The sequence below is a fragment of the Paraburkholderia polaris genome (genome assembly GCF_012927345.1).
GTDB classification, from domain to species: domain Bacteria; phylum Pseudomonadota; class Gammaproteobacteria; order Burkholderiales; family Burkholderiaceae; genus Paraburkholderia; species Paraburkholderia polaris.
Window position 1 is genome coordinate 207,890 of record NZ_JABBGJ010000008.1, and the last position, 16,138, is coordinate 224,027.

General features: G+C 62.8%; 17 protein-coding genes. 5 read left to right on the forward strand and 12 right to left on the reverse strand.

Going from position 1 to position 16,138, the window contains the following annotated elements; all coding sequences use genetic code 11:
- Nucleotides 1-247: 247 nt before the first annotated feature.
- The 4 genes from HHL24_RS09735 to HHL24_RS09750 all read right to left on the reverse strand — a co-directional run bounded on the left by HHL24_RS09735 (nt 248) and on the right by HHL24_RS09750 (nt 3,352).
- A complete protein-coding gene (locus HHL24_RS09735) occupies nt 248-685 on the reverse strand; it encodes an ExbD/TolR family protein (protein WP_169485291.1) in 438 nt (145 codons plus the stop codon).
- 27 nt (nt 686-712) lie between these two features.
- Nucleotides 713-1,429 (reverse strand): MotA/TolQ/ExbB proton channel family protein, encoded by a 717-nt coding sequence (locus HHL24_RS09740; protein WP_169485292.1) that lies wholly within the window; start codon nt 1,427-1,429, stop codon nt 713-715.
- 78 nt (nt 1,430-1,507) lie between these two features.
- Nucleotides 1,508-2,305, reverse strand: coding sequence for a 4-hydroxy-tetrahydrodipicolinate reductase (gene dapB / locus HHL24_RS09745; RefSeq protein WP_169485293.1), 798 nt, complete (start codon nt 2,303-2,305; stop codon nt 1,508-1,510).
- 201 nt (nt 2,306-2,506) lie between these two features.
- Nucleotides 2,507-3,352, reverse strand: coding sequence for an outer membrane protein assembly factor BamE (locus tag HHL24_RS09750; RefSeq protein ID WP_169485312.1), 846 nt, complete (start codon nt 3,350-3,352; stop codon nt 2,507-2,509).
- 158 nt (nt 3,353-3,510) lie between these two features.
- Between HHL24_RS09750 and fur the strand changes: the two genes are divergently transcribed.
- Nucleotides 3,511-3,939, forward strand: coding sequence for a ferric iron uptake transcriptional regulator (fur, locus tag HHL24_RS09755; protein WP_169485294.1), 429 nt, complete (start codon nt 3,511-3,513; stop codon nt 3,937-3,939).
- A gap of 339 nt (nt 3,940-4,278) precedes the next feature.
- Here fur and HHL24_RS09760 read toward each other — a convergent pair whose 3' ends face one another.
- From HHL24_RS09760 to HHL24_RS09770, 3 genes are all read right to left on the reverse strand, one after another.
- Nucleotides 4,279-4,791, reverse strand: coding sequence for an ureidoglycolate lyase (locus tag HHL24_RS09760; RefSeq protein WP_169485295.1), 513 nt, complete (start codon nt 4,789-4,791; stop codon nt 4,279-4,281).
- A gap of 13 nt (nt 4,792-4,804) precedes the next feature.
- Nucleotides 4,805-5,815, reverse strand: a complete 1,011-nt coding sequence (alc, locus tag HHL24_RS09765; protein ID WP_169485296.1) for an allantoicase — start codon at nt 5,813-5,815, stop codon at nt 4,805-4,807.
- Between the two features lie 133 nt (nt 5,816-5,948).
- A complete protein-coding gene (locus tag HHL24_RS09770) occupies nt 5,949-7,277 on the reverse strand; it encodes a C4-dicarboxylate transporter DctA (RefSeq protein ID WP_169485297.1) in 1,329 nt (442 codons plus the stop codon).
- A gap of 227 nt (nt 7,278-7,504) precedes the next feature.
- Between HHL24_RS09770 and HHL24_RS09775 the strand changes: the two genes are divergently transcribed.
- Nucleotides 7,505-8,197 (forward strand): FadR/GntR family transcriptional regulator, encoded by a 693-nt coding sequence (locus HHL24_RS09775; RefSeq protein ID WP_169485298.1) that lies wholly within the window; start codon nt 7,505-7,507, stop codon nt 8,195-8,197.
- Nucleotides 8,198-8,275: 78 nt separating this feature from the next.
- Here HHL24_RS09775 and gap read toward each other — a convergent pair whose 3' ends face one another.
- Nucleotides 8,276-9,286, reverse strand: coding sequence for a type I glyceraldehyde-3-phosphate dehydrogenase (gene gap, locus HHL24_RS09780; RefSeq protein WP_169485299.1), 1,011 nt, complete (start codon nt 9,284-9,286; stop codon nt 8,276-8,278).
- Between the two features lie 97 nt (nt 9,287-9,383).
- Nucleotides 9,384-11,405, reverse strand: a complete 2,022-nt coding sequence (tkt, locus tag HHL24_RS09785; protein ID WP_169485300.1) for a transketolase — start codon at nt 11,403-11,405, stop codon at nt 9,384-9,386.
- Between the two features lie 280 nt (nt 11,406-11,685).
- Between tkt and HHL24_RS43905 the strand changes: the two genes are divergently transcribed.
- The 3 genes from HHL24_RS43905 (at nt 11,686) to HHL24_RS09805 (ending at nt 14,164) form a co-directional block, all read left to right on the forward strand.
- Nucleotides 11,686-12,876: a spermine/spermidine synthase domain-containing protein gene (locus tag HHL24_RS43905; RefSeq protein WP_329606605.1), complete on the forward strand. Its 1,191-nt coding sequence runs from the start codon at nt 11,686-11,688 to the stop codon at nt 12,874-12,876.
- A 114-nt stretch (nt 12,877-12,990) separates the two neighbouring features.
- On the forward strand, nt 12,991-13,404 hold the full coding sequence (locus HHL24_RS09800) for a VOC family protein (RefSeq protein WP_054034519.1): 414 nt from the start codon (nt 12,991-12,993) through the stop codon (nt 13,402-13,404).
- Nucleotides 13,405-13,423: 19 nt separating this feature from the next.
- Nucleotides 13,424-14,164, forward strand: coding sequence for a 16S rRNA (uracil(1498)-N(3))-methyltransferase (locus HHL24_RS09805; RefSeq protein WP_169485301.1), 741 nt, complete (start codon nt 13,424-13,426; stop codon nt 14,162-14,164).
- A 253-nt stretch (nt 14,165-14,417) separates the two neighbouring features.
- Here the strand turns inward: HHL24_RS09805 and HHL24_RS09810 are convergent, their stop codons facing one another.
- The 3 genes from HHL24_RS09810 to HHL24_RS09820 all read right to left on the reverse strand — a co-directional run.
- A complete protein-coding gene (locus tag HHL24_RS09810) occupies nt 14,418-14,978 on the reverse strand; it encodes a barstar family protein (RefSeq protein ID WP_115783446.1) in 561 nt (186 codons plus the stop codon).
- 16 nt (nt 14,979-14,994) lie between these two features.
- Nucleotides 14,995-15,411 carry a ribonuclease gene (locus tag HHL24_RS09815; protein ID WP_169485302.1) on the reverse strand — a complete coding sequence of 139 codons (417 nt, stop codon included), beginning with the start codon at nt 15,409-15,411 and terminating at the stop codon, nt 14,995-14,997.
- A 412-nt stretch (nt 15,412-15,823) separates the two neighbouring features.
- On the reverse strand, nt 15,824-16,138 hold a 315-nt coding region (locus tag HHL24_RS09820), incomplete at its 5' end, for a phosphate acyltransferase (RefSeq protein WP_268966703.1).

Sequence of the window (16,138 nt, forward strand, 5' to 3'; positions counted from 1 at the left end):
TGGATGAAATGGCGTCGTTTCCCCTTCTGCAGGGGAAAGGGCTGATTATACCGTTCGCGGACGGGTGCGCCGCGTGGCGTGGTGCGCGGGTGGCATGGGTTGCGCCCGTCCGTATGCGGTCCGGCTTGCTCGGTGGATCTCGGTGGCGTACAGCACGCAAGGCTATTGCGGCGACGCTGCAGACGCAGGAGCGGCGGCGTAGTCAACGGCACGCCCAGCCGGACGCGGTGTTTTTTGCGCCGGCATGCTATGGCTTCGCGTCCGGCGGCGGCGGGTCGGTGACGAAGCCGATCCGCTCGAGGCCGGCCTGTTGCGCCGCGCCCATGACCTGCGCGATGACTTCGTAGCGCGTGGAGCGCTCGGCGCGCAGTTGGATCTCCGGCTGGTCGGCCTGCCCCGCTTTGCCCGCTTCCACGAATCGCGCGCGCATTTGCTGCAGCGTGATGACGTTGCCGTTCCAGTACAACTTGCCGGCGGCATCGATTGAAAGAGCAATGGTTTGCGGCGTTTGCCGCGCGGGCGCCGCCGCGACTTTGGGCAAATCGAGCCGGATCGCGTGCGTGAATAAAGGCGCGGTAATGATAAAAATCACCAGCAGCACGAGCATCACGTCGATTAACGGCGTCATGTTGATCTCGGCCATCGGCGCGGCCGTCTGCTTTTTCTCGAGTCCGCCGAATGCCATGCCGCCTCCTTCTGTTGAGCGCTGCGCTTAATGGGTCGGGGTCCGGGCCTGGGCTTGCTGAGGCTGGGGCCGGGGCTGATCCGCCGGCGCGCACACATAGGTGTGCAGATCGTGCGCGAAGCCGTCGAGTTCCTCCGACAACTGGCGCACCATCCGCCCAAGCACGTTATAGGCGAGCACCGCCGGGATCGCGACCACGAGGCCGAAGGCCGTCATGATCAGCGCCTCGCCGACCGGACCCGCGACGTTTTCGATCTGTGCCTGACCACTCGCCGCGATGCTGCCGAGCGCGTGATAGATGCCCCAAACCGTGCCGAGCAGGCCGACGAATGGCGCCGTGCTGCCCACCGAAGCCAGCAACACCTGGCCGAACTCCAGCCGCCGCTGCGACGCGTTGAGCGCCTGACGCAGCGCCCGCAATACCCGCTCGCTGCGCTCGACGCGGGCCAGCAGCGCGCCGGGGATGTCCACTTCGGCTGCATGCAGCGCGGCCTCAGCGAGCGGCGCGAAAACGCGCTCGCGGTCCACCCGCCTCAATGCCGCGACGCCGTCCGACAACGTCGACGCCTGCCAGAACTGCGCAATCGCCGGCGTGGCCTGACGTTTCGCGCGTGTGAGGATCCAGCTTTTGACGATCAGAAAGCACCAGCTCGCAATCGACATAGCCAGCAGCACATACGCGACGCCATGCGTGATCGCGTCGCTGGTTTCCAGGTAATGGATGATGCCACTGCTGCCTGCCATCTGACCTCGCCGTTGGAAAGTGATTACAGGGGCGCTACAAAAGAGCAAAGCGGGGCCGCAACCGGCCCCGTGACACGCTCAACGCAGGCCCAGCACGTCCTGCATGTCGAAAAAGCCCGTCTTGTGGCCTTCGAGGAAGCGTACAGCACGAAGCGCGCCCTGCGCGTACGACAGGCGGCTCGCCGATTTGTGCGTGATTTCGATACGCTCGCCGATGCCGGCAAACAGCACCGTATGGTCGCCGACAATGTCGCCACCGCGAATCGCCGAGAAGCCGATCGTGGACGGATCGCGTTCGCCGGTCACGCCTTCGCGGCTGTAGACGGCGCAGTCGTCGAGATTGCGGCCGAGCGCGTTGGCGATCACTTCGCCCATGGTCAGCGCCGTGCCGGACGGCGCGTCGACCTTGTGACGGTGATGGGCCTCGATGATTTCGATGTCGTAGCCGGTCGCGAAATGCTTCGCGGCGTATTCGAGCAGCTTCAGCGTCACATTGACGCCCACGCTCATGTTCGACGAAAACATGAGCGCGATCTTGTCCGCCGCGGCGCGCAGTTGCGCTTTCTGCTCATTGTCGAAACCGGTCGTACCGATCACCATTTTGACGTTGTGGCGCTGCGCGGCTTCCAGATGCATCAGCGTGCCTTCGGGGCGCGTGAAGTCGATCAGGTAGTCGGATTCGGCGAACACGCGCTCGACGTCATCGGTCAGCAGCACGCCCGTCTGTTTACCGAGAAACGCACCGGCGTCCTGACCGAGCTGCGGGGAGCCCACACGGTCGAGCGCACCGGACAGCGTGGCGTCGGAATCATTGAGGACGGTTTCGATGAGCATCCGGCCCATACGGCCCGATGCGCCAGCAATGGCAATTTTCATGGCTAGAGGGTTCGAAAGGGGTAAAAACCTGGCAAAACCCGGCAAACGCGGGCAAAAGCGACGGCGGGCAGCACGCCCGGGCGCCGCGCATACAGGAACAGCAACGACCAGCACAGTACAGCAGAAAGGCTGACGGGCGCTGCGCACGGTGCATTCCGTCGCAGCGCCCGTCTTAACCGTACCAAGAGAAGGACAGCCTGCTTAGCCGCCCGTTCCCGTAGTGGACGAAGAAGACGAAGAAGACGTCAGTGGCGCGTTATGCGTCGGGCCGCCATTGCTGCTTTGCGGGCCCGTCGGTCCCACCGGATTGTCCTGCGTACCCGGAACCTGCGGCGGCGGCGGACGCGTGAACTGGAACTGCGGCTGCCCCGCGGCCGTCGGGCCTTGCGACGGAATACCGCCGCCATTGGCGGTCGGCGCATTAGCGCGCACCGACGACTGCGTCTTGCCTGAAGGCGTTTGCACCGCGTTGGTCAGCCGATTCGCGGCCTGCGCGGCTTCGGCGTTGGCGTCCGTTGACGGCGCGGCCGCTGCTGCGGCGCCATCGACGGACGGCGAACGCGTGGTGTCCACGGCAGCCGGCGCCTCAGCCAGCGGCGCGCTAGCGCCAGTGGCCGCACTGGCCACGTTCGGCACGGCGGCCTTCTTCTTACCGGACTTGTCGCCGTCGATTTCCGCCAGCAACTCGAGGTTCGACGGCAGATCTTCGCCACCCGACCAGCTGGCGACGCGGTCGCCCGCGAACAGGATCACGAAGTCGCGCTGTTGCACGACGTTAGTCGAGCCGCGCTTGAAATAGAACACGTAGTCCCAGCGGTCCGCGTGGAACATGTCGGTCAGAAGTGGCGTGCCGAGCAACTGCTTCACCTGCGCGCGCGACATGCCGACCTGCATCTGTGCAGCCGCTTCTTTCGAGACGAAATTGCCTTGCACCACCGTAATACGATACGGCGTAATGCTCTGGGCAACGCGCTGCGTCAGGCTGTCGTAGGTGGAACATCCGGCAAGAACCGCGACAGTCGCAACAGCGATCAAGGTACCCCGCATGCGGCTCCCCCGGTAGATCAATTGAGATTTTGAAATCATTTCACTCACCGTGCGGGCCCGCTGACGAGCCGCGCGAGTTTCATTCCATCGAAGATGACCAGAACGGCAAAAACACATTACTATGAGAGCCCAGCATTGTACTCTAGGGATCCCTTGTCATGACCAATCCAACCGATCTCAAGAATATCGGGCTCAAGGCGACCCTTCCGCGCCTCAAAATCCTTGAGATTTTCCAGCATAGTCCGGTGCGCCATATGACTGCAGAAGACGTCTACCGCAGTCTGCTGCACGAAGAACTCGATATCGGCCTGGCAACCGTGTATCGCGTGCTGACGCAGTTCGAGCAGGCCGGCCTGCTCTCGCGCAGCAATTTCGAATCGGGCAAGGCGGTGTTCGAATTGAACGAAGGGTCGCATCACGACCACCTCGTCTGCCTCGACTGCGGGCTTGTCGAAGAGTTTTTCGACTCCGAAATCGAGAGCCGTCAGCAATCCATCGCGAAGGAACGCGGCTTCAAGCTGCAGGAACATGCGCTGGCGCTGTACGGCGCGTGCACCAAGGAGAATTGCCCGCATCGCAAGCACTAAGTTTGAATGAATGCGATACCGGCCGCGTCGGGGTGCGCGGCTCGGTGGGCAAAAAAAACCCGGTCGATGAAAATCGGCCGGGTTTTTTTACGTGTGCGGCGCTGTGGCCGCGCGCAGACGCTAGCGCCGCTTTGCATGCGCGGCATTACGGCCGCGTTGCGACTCCGGCCTATTCCGACAACTCGGCGCTCGCCGACTCCGACCTATTCCGGCAACCCGGCTCTCGCCAAATCCGCCTTATTCCGGCAACCCGGCTCTCGCCAAATCCGCCATATTCCGGCAACCCGGCTCTCGCCAAATCCGCCCTATTCCGGCAACTCGGCTCCCGCCAAATCCGCCCTATTCCGCCAACTCGACGCTCGCCTCAAACAGCAGCCGCCACGGCTCGGTCAACGACAATTCGTCGCAGTTGGGCTGCTCGCCGCCACGGTCCACCACTACAAAATCGCTCACCTGATCGAGCGCAAGCAGCGGATGGTGCCAAACGCCTTTGGCGTAGTTCACGCCCTGCCAGCCGTCGCTCCAGAAGGCCCGCATCCGCGCCGGATCAAGCTCGCCGGCCGGCGCGACGACCACCAGATAGCGGCGCGCCGCTAAGGGAATGAAAGCCTGACTGCCCAGCGGATGGCGTTCCATCATTGTGATTTCGATCGGCAGCGCGCGAGGCTGCGCCCGAAACAGGTTGATCAGCGGCCGGCCGCCGTTCTCCGTCACGTCGACGTTCGCGAGATCGTGATAGCGCTCGGTCGTGCCGCCGTTGATCGGAAAATGGCGCGCGCCGTCCAGTTCGATGACGTCGCCGAACGGCGCGAAGGCCGCGCGCGTCAGACGTTCCACATGCAAGGTCTTCATCGACGCGTCTCCGTTATGCGATCTCGCCCCACAAGCGCAGGCGCGACACGCCACCGTCGGGGAAGATGTTGAAACGCACGTGCGTCACCGGCCCGAGGGAGGCGATGTCGTCCGCAAATGTGTGCACATGGTCCATCTGCAACTTCTGTTCGCCGAGCAGAACCGGCCAGAACATCGCCTGCGTGACGAGCGAATCGTCCGTGCCACCCGTCACCGAGGCCGCCTGCAGCGAACAGCGATCAGGGTAGTTGCCCTTGAAGTGCGCCGTATCCACTTCGATCTTGCGAATCACGCCCGGCCGCGCGAGCGCGACGATCGCCCAGTCGTTGCCCGGCTCGCGACGGCGTCGCGTTTCCCAGCCGTCGCCCATATTGACGCCGCGGCCCGGCATCAGCATCTGCGAGGCCGGCCCGAAATGCTGGTTGTTCGCGGCGACAAGGTACGCGCCGTTTTCGATCGCGGCGAGATCCAGCAGCGTGCCGCGCTCGAGGCGCTCCCAGTCGCGCTTCGGCTGGCCGTACACGCGCAGACGCGCGAGACCGCCGTCCGGATACAGATTCACGCGCAGATGGGTGAAGGCGCGGTTGTCGTTCACTTCGATGTAATGGTGTTGATTGCCCTGCAGCGTGGTGGCCGGCACGAGCGGCTGCCAGTCGGCATTGTCGGGCGGAACGTCGCCGTCCACGTAGCAAGCGTCGATCGACGCGGCCGGCGGGAAGTTGCCGGTGAAGTGACTCGTGTCCAGATCGACGCCATGCACGACGCCCGGCCGCGCAAGCCGGATCACGCAATAGTCGTGGCCGGTGGTGCGCTTGCGGCGGGTTTCCCAGCCGTCCATCCATTTGCCGTGGTCGTCGTATTTACCGGGAATGAACACCGCCGGTTGCGGCTCGAGCATGCGTTCTTTCGGTGCGAAGAATTCGTCGCTCGCGTGGAGCGCCTGCGCGCCCAGTCGCGGGTCGGCGAGGTTCATGTAGCGACGGGTGAAAGCGGGAGCGTTGGGGTCAAGGATCGGATTAGCCATAGTCTCAGTCAGTCGACAAAAAGTGAGGGAGAGCCGGCGGAGTCAGAGCATCCGCCGGGGCAGAACGCGCGCTGTATTGGCGCGCTGATGAATAGAGATGAATCTGGCCAGAGTGCAACGTGGTCGCACCTGGTCAGACCGCCGGTACATGTTCGCCGGCGGTGGGCTCGGCGCCTGCGTCTTCGCCTGCGGGCACGTAGCGCAGCGCCGCGTCACGGTTCAGCACGCGATGAGCACGTGCCCGGTCGATATCGTTTTCCCACACGGCGACCACCACCGTTGCCACGCAGTTGCCGATCAGGTTGGTCAGCGCACGGGCAATACCGACGAACCAGTCGACCGGCAGAATCAGCACGAGGCCGAGCACGGGGATCGCCGGAATCGCGGACAGCGTCGCCGCCAGAATCACGATTGCCGAGCCGGGAATGCCGTGCGCACCCTTTGACGTCACCAGCGATACCAGCACCACCACGATCAGATCGTGGATCGACAGCGGCGTATTGGTGGCCTGCGCGATGAAGATCACCGCGAGCGTCAGATAGATGGAGAAGCCATCGAGATTGAAGGAGTAGCCAGTCGGAATCACCAGACCGACGGTCGAATCCTTGACGCCCATCCATTCGAGCTTGCGCATAATCTGCGGCAGCACGGCATCTGAAGAAGCCGTACCGAGCACGATCGACAGCTCTTCACGCAGATAGCGGATCAGCTTGAAGATGCTGAAGCCGGCCAGACGCATCACGATGCCGAGCACGACCGCGACGAACACGAAACAGCTCGCGTAGAACACCAGCACCAGCATGCCAAGTTGTTTGAGCGACTCGACGCCATAGGTGCCGGTCGTGAACGCGATCGCGCCGAGCACGCCAAGCGGCGCGAGCTTGATGATGAAACCCATCACGCGGAAGAACACCTGCGAGAGCTCGTCGATCAGGCTGCTGACGCGTTGCGCTTTATTGCCGAGCAGCGAGAGCGCCGAGCCGAACAGCACCGAAAACACGAGAATTTGCAGGATGTCGCCCGTCGCGAATGCGTTGATCGCCGTGTCGGGGATGATCTTCAGCAGAAAGCCGGCCGTGTCCTTCAGGCTCTTCGCGTGTTCCGTGTAGGTCGACAGCGAAGCGGGGTCGAGCGAATGCAGGTTGATGTTCATGCCGACGCCAGGCCGCGTTGCGTAGGCCAGCACCGCGCCGATCACGAGCGCAATCGTCGTCATGATCTCGAAGTAGATCACCGACTTGAGGCCGACGCGCCCCACTTTGCGCAGGTCGCCGGCATGCGCCATGCCGCTCACCACGACGCAGAAGACGATCGGGCCGATCACCATCTTGATCAGCTTGAGAAAGCCGTCGCCGAGCGGGCGCAACGACTGGGCAAAATGAGGGAACACGGCGCCGATCACGATACCCGCCACCAGCGCTATGACGACCCGGCCAAACAGTGAATTGAAGAATTTCAACACGGCTTCCTCCTGGTTACGATTCACATCTGTTCAGACTGGTCCGACCAGTGCTGTTATGTCGAATAGTAGGAAGCCGATATACTGGCGTCAAGGATTCATTAAATAGCGTTTACCCGCTGTTTTTTAACGGTTTAGGGGCCGGAGTTTGTATGCTGAACGGCTCGTCGTACGAGCGTTCAGAACGCGTACTACAATGCTGGTCAGACCGCGCACCCAAGTGAGCCACGATGAAAAACGTTCCGCATACCGTCACTGATGCCGCCATCGCGACCATCCGCGAACGGATCGAAGCGGGCGTCTATCCGGTGGGCAGCTTGCTGCCGGCGCAGCGTCAGCTTTCCGAAGAACTGGCGATCAGCCGCGCATCACTGCGCGAGGCGCTCTCGACACTCGAAGCGCTCGGCCTGCTCATGATCCGCCCCGGCAAGGGCGTTTATGTGGAAAGCGCGCAGGCCACGGCCGCGCAATCATGGCGTTTCGCGGAGCAGTCGTCGCTGCCGGATACCTACCAGATGCGTTTCGCGCTGGAAGGCTTTATCGCGCGCATGGCGGCGCTAGCTGTCAGCGATTCTGACCTCGCCTGGTTCGAAGACAACATCGCGGCCATGCAGACGGCGCTCGCCTGCGACGAACTCGACGAAGCCGCCCGCCTCGACTACGACTTCCACATGCGCATCGTGAGCATTGCCGGCAACGCGGCGATCGAGTCGATTCTGAGCAGCGCCGCGGAAATCATGAAGGAAAGCCAGCGGATGCCGTTCTACCGGCGCGAACTGGTGCTGTCCACGTACACCGAGCACCGGGCGATTCTCGACGCGCTCAAGGCGCGCGATTCCGCCGCGGCCGGTAAGGAGATCGAAACCCATATCTCGAACGCCGCGCAACGCGCGGGCGTCTATTTCCCGACGCCGCAGGCGTAAAAAAACCGCTCCGAGGAGCGGTTTTTGTCTTTCTGCCCTGTTGGCCGCGCAGGCCGCAGGGCATACAAAGCAAACAGCTTACTTCGCGTTGGCCAGCGCCACAGCCGTGTCCAGCATGCGGTTCGAGAAGCCCCACTCGTTGTCGTACCAGCTCGATACCTTCACCAGACGGCCCGACACCTTGGTCAGCGTTGCGTCGAACGTCGACGAAGCCGGGTTGTGGTTGAAGTCGATCGACACCAACGGCGCCTCGTTGTAACCGAGGATGCCCTTCAGCGCGCCTTCCGATGCTTCCTTCATGATCGCGTTGACTTCCTCGACCGTCGTGTCGCGCGCGGCGATGAACGACAGGTCGACGACCGACACGTTGATCGTCGGGACGCGAATCGCGTAGCCGTCCAGCTTGCCGTTCAGTTCCGGCAGCACCAAGCCAACTGCCGATGCAGCGCCGGTCTTGGTCGGGATCTGGCTGTGCGTGGCCGAGCGCGCGCGGCGCAGGTCTTCGTGGTACACGTCCGTCAGAACCTGATCGTTCGTGTAAGCATGAATCGTCGTCATCAGGCCGTTCACCAGGCCGATCTTGTCGTTCAGCGGCTTGACGAGCGGTGCCAGGCAGTTGGTCGTGCACGATGCGTTCGAGATCACCGTGTCCGATGCCTTCAGCACGTGGTGGTTCACGCCGTAGACGATCGTTGCGTCGACGTCCTTACCGCCCGGCGCCGAAATGATGACCTTCTTTGCGCCGCCCTTGATGTGCGCGCTCGCCTTTTCCTTGGTCGTGAAAAAGCCCGTGCATTCCAGCACGACGTCGACGTTCAACTCGCCCCACGGCAGTTCTGCCGGATTGCGGTTAGCCAGCACGCGGATCTTGTCGCCGTTGACGACCAGGTAGTCGCCGTCCACCGACACTTCGCCCGGGAACTTGCCGTGCGCCGTGTCGTATTGCGTCAGGTGAGCGTTGGTCTTGGCATCGCCAAGATCGTTGATGGCGACGATTTCGATATCGTGCTTCTTGCCGTTTTCATAGAAGGCGCGCAGCGTGTTGCGGCCGATCCGGCCGTAGCCGTTGATTGCGACGCGAATCGTCATGGTCTATCTCCTGATGGCTGAAAAAAAATCGTCCATGTTGGTCTGATTTGCCGGAATTGCCGCGCGTGGGGTGCGCGCGGCAAACCTCGAATGCAAATCAGCCGAGTGCGGCTTTTGCCGTCTCTACCACGTGCTCGACGGTGAAGCCGAAATGCTTGAACAGCACGCCAGCCGGGGCCGATTCGCCGAACGTGTCGATGCCGACCACGCCGCCTTCCAGACCCACATACTTGCGCCAGAAATCCGTGACACCCGCTTCGATCGCGACACGGCGCACGCCTTGCGGCAAGACGCGTTCGCGGTATTCGGCGTCCTGCTTGTCGAACACGGTGGTCGACGGCATCGACACGACACGTGCCGCGATGCCTTCGCGAGCCAGCGGCTCAACAGCGTTCAACGCCAGTTCGATTTCCGAACCGGTGGCGATCAGGATGACCTTGCGCGCGACGATCTCGTCATTCCAGTCACGCAGCACGTAACCGCCCTTCTCGATGTTTGCGATCTGCGCGTCAGTACGCTCCGAGAACGGCAGGTTCTGACGGCTGAAGATCAGGCACGACGGGCCGTGGTGTTCGACCGCGTGGGTCCAGGCCACCGCCGTTTCGACCGTATCAGCCGGGCGCCACACTTGTAGGTTCGGAATCAGACGCAGGCTTGCGACATGTTCGATCGACTGGTGCGTCGGGCCGTCTTCGCCCAGACCGATCGAGTCGTGCGTGAACACGAAGATCGACGGCGCTTTCATCAGCGCGGCGACGCGCAATGCGTTGCGGCTGTAGTCCGAGAACGTCAGGAACGTGCCGCCGAAAGCCTTGAAGCCGCCATGCAGCGCGATGCCGTTGATCGCAGCGCTCATGCCGAATTCGCGCACGCCGTAGTTCACGTAGTTGCCTGCAGCCTTGCCTTCAGCGTTCACACGCACCGGCTTGGCGGCCTTCCAGTTGGTCAGGTTCGAGCCGGTCAGGTCGGCAGAGCCGCCGAGCAGTTCCGGCAGCACAGCCGACAAACCTTCGATTGCCTGTTGCGAAGCCTTACGCGTAGCGACGGTTTCCGCGCGTTCGTTGGCACCGGCGATGATGGCCTTGGCCTTTTCTTTCCAGTCGGCGGGCAATTGCTTCGCGTCACGGCGCTTGAATTCAGCGGCTTCCTGCGGGTATTTGGCTGCGTACGCTGCAAACGCCTTGTCCCAGTCGGACTCGTTACGTGCGCCGGCTTCCGTCGCATCCCATGCGGCATAGACTTCCTGCGGAATCACGAACGGCTCCCACTTCCAGCCGATCGCTTCGCGCGTGGCCGCGATTTCCTTGTCGCCGAGCGGCGCGCCGTGCGAGTCATGGCTGCCGGCCTTGGTCGGTGCACCTTCGCCAATCACGGTCTTGCAGCAAATCAGCGTCGGCTTGTCGGATTGCTTGGCTTGCTTGATCGCGGCGTCGACCGCGTCGACGTCATGGCCGACCACGTTGGGGATCACGTTCCAGCCGTACGCTTCGAAGCGCTTCGGCGTGTCGTCGTGGAACCAGTGAACCACTTCACCGTCGATCGAGATGCCGTTGTCGTCGTAGAACGCGATCAGCTTGTTCAGCTTCAGGACGCCCGCGAGCGAGCAGGCTTCGTGCGAGATGCCTTCCATCAGGCAGCCGTCACCGACGAACACATACGTGTGGTGGTCGACGATCTTGGCGTCAGGCTTGTTGAATTCGGTAGCGAGCAGCGATTCGGCGAGCGCCATGCCGACTGCGTTCGCCAGACCCTGACCGAGCGGGCCGGTGGTCGTTTCGACGCCCGGCGTGATGCCGTATTCCGGGTGACCCGGCGTCTTCGAATGCATCTGGCGGAAGTTCTTCAGCTCTTCGATCGGCAGGTCGTAGCCGGTCAGGTGCAGCAACGAGTACAGCAGCATCGAGCCGTGGCCGTTCGACAGAATGAAACGGTCGCGATCGGCCCACTGCGGGTTCTTCGGATTGTGGCGCAGATGGCGCGACCACAAAGCCACGCCGATTTCGGCCATGCCCATCGGCATGCCGGGGTGGCCGGAATTCGCTTTTTGAACAGCGTCCATGGACAACGCGCGAATTGCGTTGGCCATCAGGGAGGTGGGTGCGGGAGACGGGGTCGTCATGTCGAGTCCGGAGACAGAGTCAGAAAGCGGTGCGCGCTTGAGGCCCGGATGCTCGAATGCCAGTCCACTTCGGCGCACGGTGCGGCGCCAGGAGACGCGAAACGGGCAGAGCAAACGGACAAGGCTGAAAGCGTGACATTCTAACAGAACGTTACCCGCGCCCCGTTGGGGAAGCCTCCTGGTAGTGTGGCGAGGCGCGCTCGGCGGGGCCGCGCGGCGCTTCTGCCCTTTACAATTGGGCAACCTGAACCCACCGCGCTCCGAACGGAGCCCGCCATCCGTGAGCGCTCCCCTGCTGTTCCAACCCACCGCCGACGCAGTCTACGGATTTCCGAACGCGCGGCGGCTGGCGCGCGTCGATTCGCCCTACCAGCGTATCGAGGTATGGGACACGCCGCAGCTCGGCCGGCTGTTTACGCTCGACGGCCGCCCGATGACCTCGACCGGCGACGAATTCATCTACCACGAATGCATGGTGCATCCGGCCGCGCTGGCGCATCCTTCGCCGAAAACAGCGCTGGTGCTGGGCGGCGGCGATGGCGGCGCCGCACAGCAATTGCTGAGGCACCCCAGCATCGAGCGGATCGTGGTGGCGGAGCTCGATGCCGAAGTCGTGCGCATGACCCGCGAGTATCTGCCCGAGGTGCAGGGCGGCGCTTTCGACGATCCGCGCGTCGAGCTGGTGATCGGCGACGCTGCGCATTATGTCGCGGGGGTCGCGCATGCGGGGGTCGCGCATGCGGGGGTCGCCCAAGCGCAGTTCGCCCATTCGGGAGCCGCCCGTGCGGGGGCCACCCAAGCGGGAGCTACCCAACCAGAGGCCAGCCATGCGACGACGGCCCAGGCAGCAATGGATGCCGCAATGGCATCAGATTCGGCTGGTGCGGCGGGACCGGCTGCGGCACAGGCACACACTGCGGCTGCGGCTGCGGGTGAAGCTACGGATGCGGGTGCGGGTGTTGGTGCAGGTGCGGCTGCAGGTGGGGCTGCTGCGGCTGCGGGTGCGGGTGCGGGTGCGGGTGCGGGTGCGGGTGCGGGTGCGACGCAGTTTGATCTGGTCGTCTTCGACCTGACGCCGCCGGACTCGCCCGCCGCGGGCCTGTACACACCGGGCTTCTACATGCAGCTCAAGCGCGTCATGAGCCCGACTGCCGTGCTCTCGCTGCATCTCGGCTCACCGTACTTCCATGCCGAACGCATCGCCCGCCTGCTCGGCGATCTGCGCAACACATTCGCCATCGTGCGCACGATGCACACCTTTATCCCGCTCTACGGCTCGCTCTGGATGATGGCGACCGCCAGCGACACGCTCGACCCCGCCGCCCTCACCGCCGAAGCACTCGCCAGGCGCCTTGCCGCGCGTCGAATCGACTCGCTTAGGCATTACGACACGGCCCTGCACGCAGGACTGTTCTCGGCATCCCGGTCCGTGCGCGATAAACTAAGTCAATTCTTAAAGCCATCAAGCTAACGCGTGGGCAGAATGCACGGTTCGGTCGGCGCGCGCTATCGGTGTACCGATACGCGGCCGACCGCCTGGCCTCGCAGCATGCATCCCGCAACCCCAATAGATCTGGAGAACCCCATGACCGCCTCCCGCCCAGCCGGTGTGCCCTGGTTGACCCCGTATCTGACGGTGCGCGACGCACGTGCCGCGACCGCGTTCTTCGAAGCGGCCTTCGGCTTCGAGGTACGTGACAGCGTCCAGGACGACGGTGTCGTCATGCATGTCGAGATGACCTATCAGGGTCAGTTGATCGTGATGTTCGCGCCGGAAGGCGCGTTCGGCTCGGCGGCAAAAACACCCAAAAGCGCGGGCGCAATTGCGCCGCAATCGTTTTATGTCTATGTCGACGATGTCGACGCGGTTTACACGCGGGCGCTAGCCGCCGGCGCAAAATCGCTGAGCGAGCCACAGGATCAGTTCTGGGGCGACCGGTTTGCCCAGGTCGAAGATCTGGACGGCTACCGTTGGGCGCTCGCTCGCCACCTTTCCTGAACCAATGAGTATTTTTCTGATGCCTCGCTTCTTCGTCGGTACGCCTCTCAAGCCCGACGACATCATGCAGTTGCCCGATGACGTCACGCGCCACATCCTCGTGCTGCGTTTGCAGCCCGGCGATTCGATCGTGCTTTTCAACGGCGAAGGCGGCGAATACAGCGCCGAACTCGTCGAGGTCGAACGCCGCTCGGCCAAGGTGCGAATTCACGAATTCCGCAATATCGAAGTGGAAGCGCCGTATCACCTCACCCTCGCGCAGGGCATTGCCGGCGGCGACAAGATGGATTGGCTCATCGAGAAGGCAGTCGAGCTCGGGGCATCGTGTTTCGTGCCGCTGACCACCACGCGCAGCGTCGTGCGTCTTTCCGGCGACCGCGCGCAGCGGCGGCACGTGCACTGGCAGGGCATCGTGCGGGCGTCGTGCGAACAGTGCGGGCGCAATCGCCTGCCGGAAGTGATGCCGGTGCGTGAGATCGCCACATGGCTCGGCGCGCTTCCTCGCACACCCGAAGAAGGCGAGATGCGCATTCTGCTGTCGCCGCGCGCCAGCATCAGTTTTTCCGCGCTGCCCGTTAATCCACCGTTCGGGCGCGTGACTGTGCTGGTCGGCCCCGAAGGCGGTTTTTCGGCGGCGGAAGAAGCCGCTGCGACCGATCACGGATTTACCGCAGTGGGTCTCGGTCCGCGAGTGTTGCGCACGGAAACCGCGGGCATCGCCGTGCTCTCGGCGTTGGCAGCCCGCTGGGGCGGCTGGTAAGCCAAGGTGTGGCGCCTTTTGGCGGCCCGGCCAGCTTGAGTTTAATCAGCGAAACGGCAGATGAGAGCTAGGCGAGTAAGGCTATCTCCAGCCTTGATCCAAGCCAATTGAAGCGGATGGCTTCAGAGCCAAGAGCCAACCGTCTGATTTGAGCGCCAAAAACAAAGGCCCGCCAATTGGCGGGCCTTTGTTTTTCTTTTGCAACGGGAAGCCGTGCTCAGGCATCCATTCAAGCAAAGTACTCGGGCATCCCTTACGCAAACGAATAAAACACCCGGAACGCGACCTTGCGCTCGGCCCAGAACTCGGCCGCCTCGCGAAACACGTCCAGTAGCGTCTCACGCCCTTCCTTGTCGAACTTTTGCGCGACCGGCAGTTGCTCGAGCACGATCACGAACCCGGGCTGAGCGCCCGCCTTATGGACCAGATCGGTCAGGCAATCGTATAGCGCGTCGTAATTCTTGCCGAAATGCTTAGGAAACAGGAACGACGTAGCAATGGTCTCCAGCACTTCCTGTTTGGACTGTGCGTTCGCGCAGTACGCGTACAGAAAATGCTGGCCGAGTTGATTGGCCTCGTCAGCGAGATCCTGCACGCGAAACGCGCGGATCGACTGTACGATGTTCGGTCGTACGGTCTTGAAAAGACTCATGGGCTCCTCGTTCGATGAAAGCACAGTGCTGGCTTCGCTCTGGTTATCCCGGCCCTGGTCGCCGGCGCGCATCCGCATGACGCGCTGGAACAAGTTGCCGTCGCCAGCCGCGAAAAGATCCGTCGCGACTCCGGAGTCGTGCGCGTAGACGTTGTCGCTCATGCCGTTCATCCCGATGTCATTCAACAATACGATTAAAACTGGTGTAATGGTCGTCCGAGTAGTAACAGTTGTCGATCCGCTGTAGCGGACCTCCGCAGACGATGCGACGCGCCCCGCGATTTCGTGAACGAGGCGTGGGAACGGTGTATTCGTGGTAATAGCCGCGCCGATGCGGCGGTAGCAACCGTTCGCGATTGCCGAATACGATGCCGTCCTTCTCATACGGGTAAGGCCCGCCCGCGGCAATCAAGTTCAATGTATTGACCGCTTCGCGCGGCAACTGCGCCGCCGCGATGGTGCCCTGCACCTGTGCTTGTGTATCGGCGGTTGCCGTGTAGTCGCGCGCAAACGCGCCAGGCACGGAGCCAGACAAAGCGCAGAGCGTCAAAGCACCGATCAGCACGCCTTTAATGCGTTGCCACTTGCGTGCCATGAATCAAGGTTCCCCGCTGTTAGATCACGAGTTTGACGACCATGAAAGTCGTAAGGGTATCGCTAAAACCCCACAGAATCAACGTTCACCGGACAGGCAAAAGCTTCCAATCGCGCGGGAAAGAGCCACGGAACAGGCTTTGACGACTTTTGACAGAATATTTAGCCTGTGCAAGCTAAAATTAACTTGGTGGAGCAAACAGAGTGGACCTGAGCCGGCAGCATGCCCGTTGCGTCGCCCATCCCGTGGTAAGAGCCTTGCGTCTCTTGCAGCTTCTCAGGGCCGAATGGACGCATTCGGCCTTTTTAGGGTGGCAATCCCCTGCTCACCCACAGGCGTGCCCATTGCGGGCACGCCTTTTTTTCGCATGGCGCTTTAGTCACGGCGCCACGCTTCAGTCCCCGATCAATGATCAGCGGGAAGCGATCACGTCTGCAACCAGCAGCGCCGTCATGTTGACGATGCGGCGAACCGTGGCCGAAGCCGTCAGCACATGCACCGGCTTGGCCGCGCCGAGCAGCATCGGACCAATCGCGATGTTGTTGCCCGCCGCGGTCTTCAGCAGGTTGTACGAGATGTTGGCCGCGTCGATGTTCGGCAGCACCAGCAGGTTCGCGTCGCCTTCGAGCGTCGAGTCGGGCAGCACTTCGCGGCGCAGATTCGCGTCGAGCGCGAGGTCGCCGTGCATTTCGCCGTCCACTTGCAGTTCCGGCGCGCGCTCGCGCAG

Excerpts from the sequence above, each read along its gene's own strand:
- HHL24_RS09800 (WP_054034519.1), top strand. The coding sequence starts at position 12,991 with ATGACCGCCTCCCGCCCAGCCGGTGTGCCCTGGTTGACCCCGTATCTG.
- fur (WP_169485294.1), top strand. The coding sequence starts at position 3,511 with ATGACCAATCCAACCGATCTCAAGAATATCGGGCTCAAGGCGACCCTT.
- tkt (WP_169485300.1), bottom strand. The coding sequence starts at position 11,405 with ATGACGACCCCGTCTCCCGCACCCACCTCCCTGATGGCCAACGCAATT.
- HHL24_RS09760 (WP_169485295.1), bottom strand. The coding sequence starts at position 4,791 with ATGAAGACCTTGCATGTGGAACGTCTGACGCGCGCGGCCTTCGCGCCG.
- HHL24_RS09750 (WP_169485312.1), bottom strand. The coding sequence starts at position 3,352 with ATGCGGGGTACCTTGATCGCTGTTGCGACTGTCGCGGTTCTTGCCGGA.
- alc (WP_169485296.1), bottom strand. The coding sequence starts at position 5,815 with ATGGCTAATCCGATCCTTGACCCCAACGCTCCCGCTTTCACCCGTCGC.
- HHL24_RS09815 (WP_169485302.1), bottom strand. The coding sequence starts at position 15,411 with ATGGCACGCAAGTGGCAACGCATTAAAGGCGTGCTGATCGGTGCTTTG.
- gap (WP_169485299.1), bottom strand. The coding sequence starts at position 9,286 with ATGACGATTCGCGTCGCAATCAACGGCTACGGCCGGATCGGCCGCAAC.
- HHL24_RS09805 (WP_169485301.1), top strand. The coding sequence starts at position 13,424 with ATGCCTCGCTTCTTCGTCGGTACGCCTCTCAAGCCCGACGACATCATG.
- HHL24_RS09740 (WP_169485292.1), bottom strand. The coding sequence starts at position 1,429 with ATGGCAGGCAGCAGTGGCATCATCCATTACCTGGAAACCAGCGACGCG.
- HHL24_RS09810 (WP_115783446.1), bottom strand. The coding sequence starts at position 14,978 with ATGAGCGACAACGTCTACGCGCACGACTCCGGAGTCGCGACGGATCTT.
- HHL24_RS09775 (WP_169485298.1), top strand. The coding sequence starts at position 7,505 with ATGAAAAACGTTCCGCATACCGTCACTGATGCCGCCATCGCGACCATC.
- HHL24_RS09735 (WP_169485291.1), bottom strand. The coding sequence starts at position 685 with ATGGCATTCGGCGGACTCGAGAAAAAGCAGACGGCCGCGCCGATGGCC.
- dapB (WP_169485293.1), bottom strand. The coding sequence starts at position 2,305 with ATGAAAATTGCCATTGCTGGCGCATCGGGCCGTATGGGCCGGATGCTC.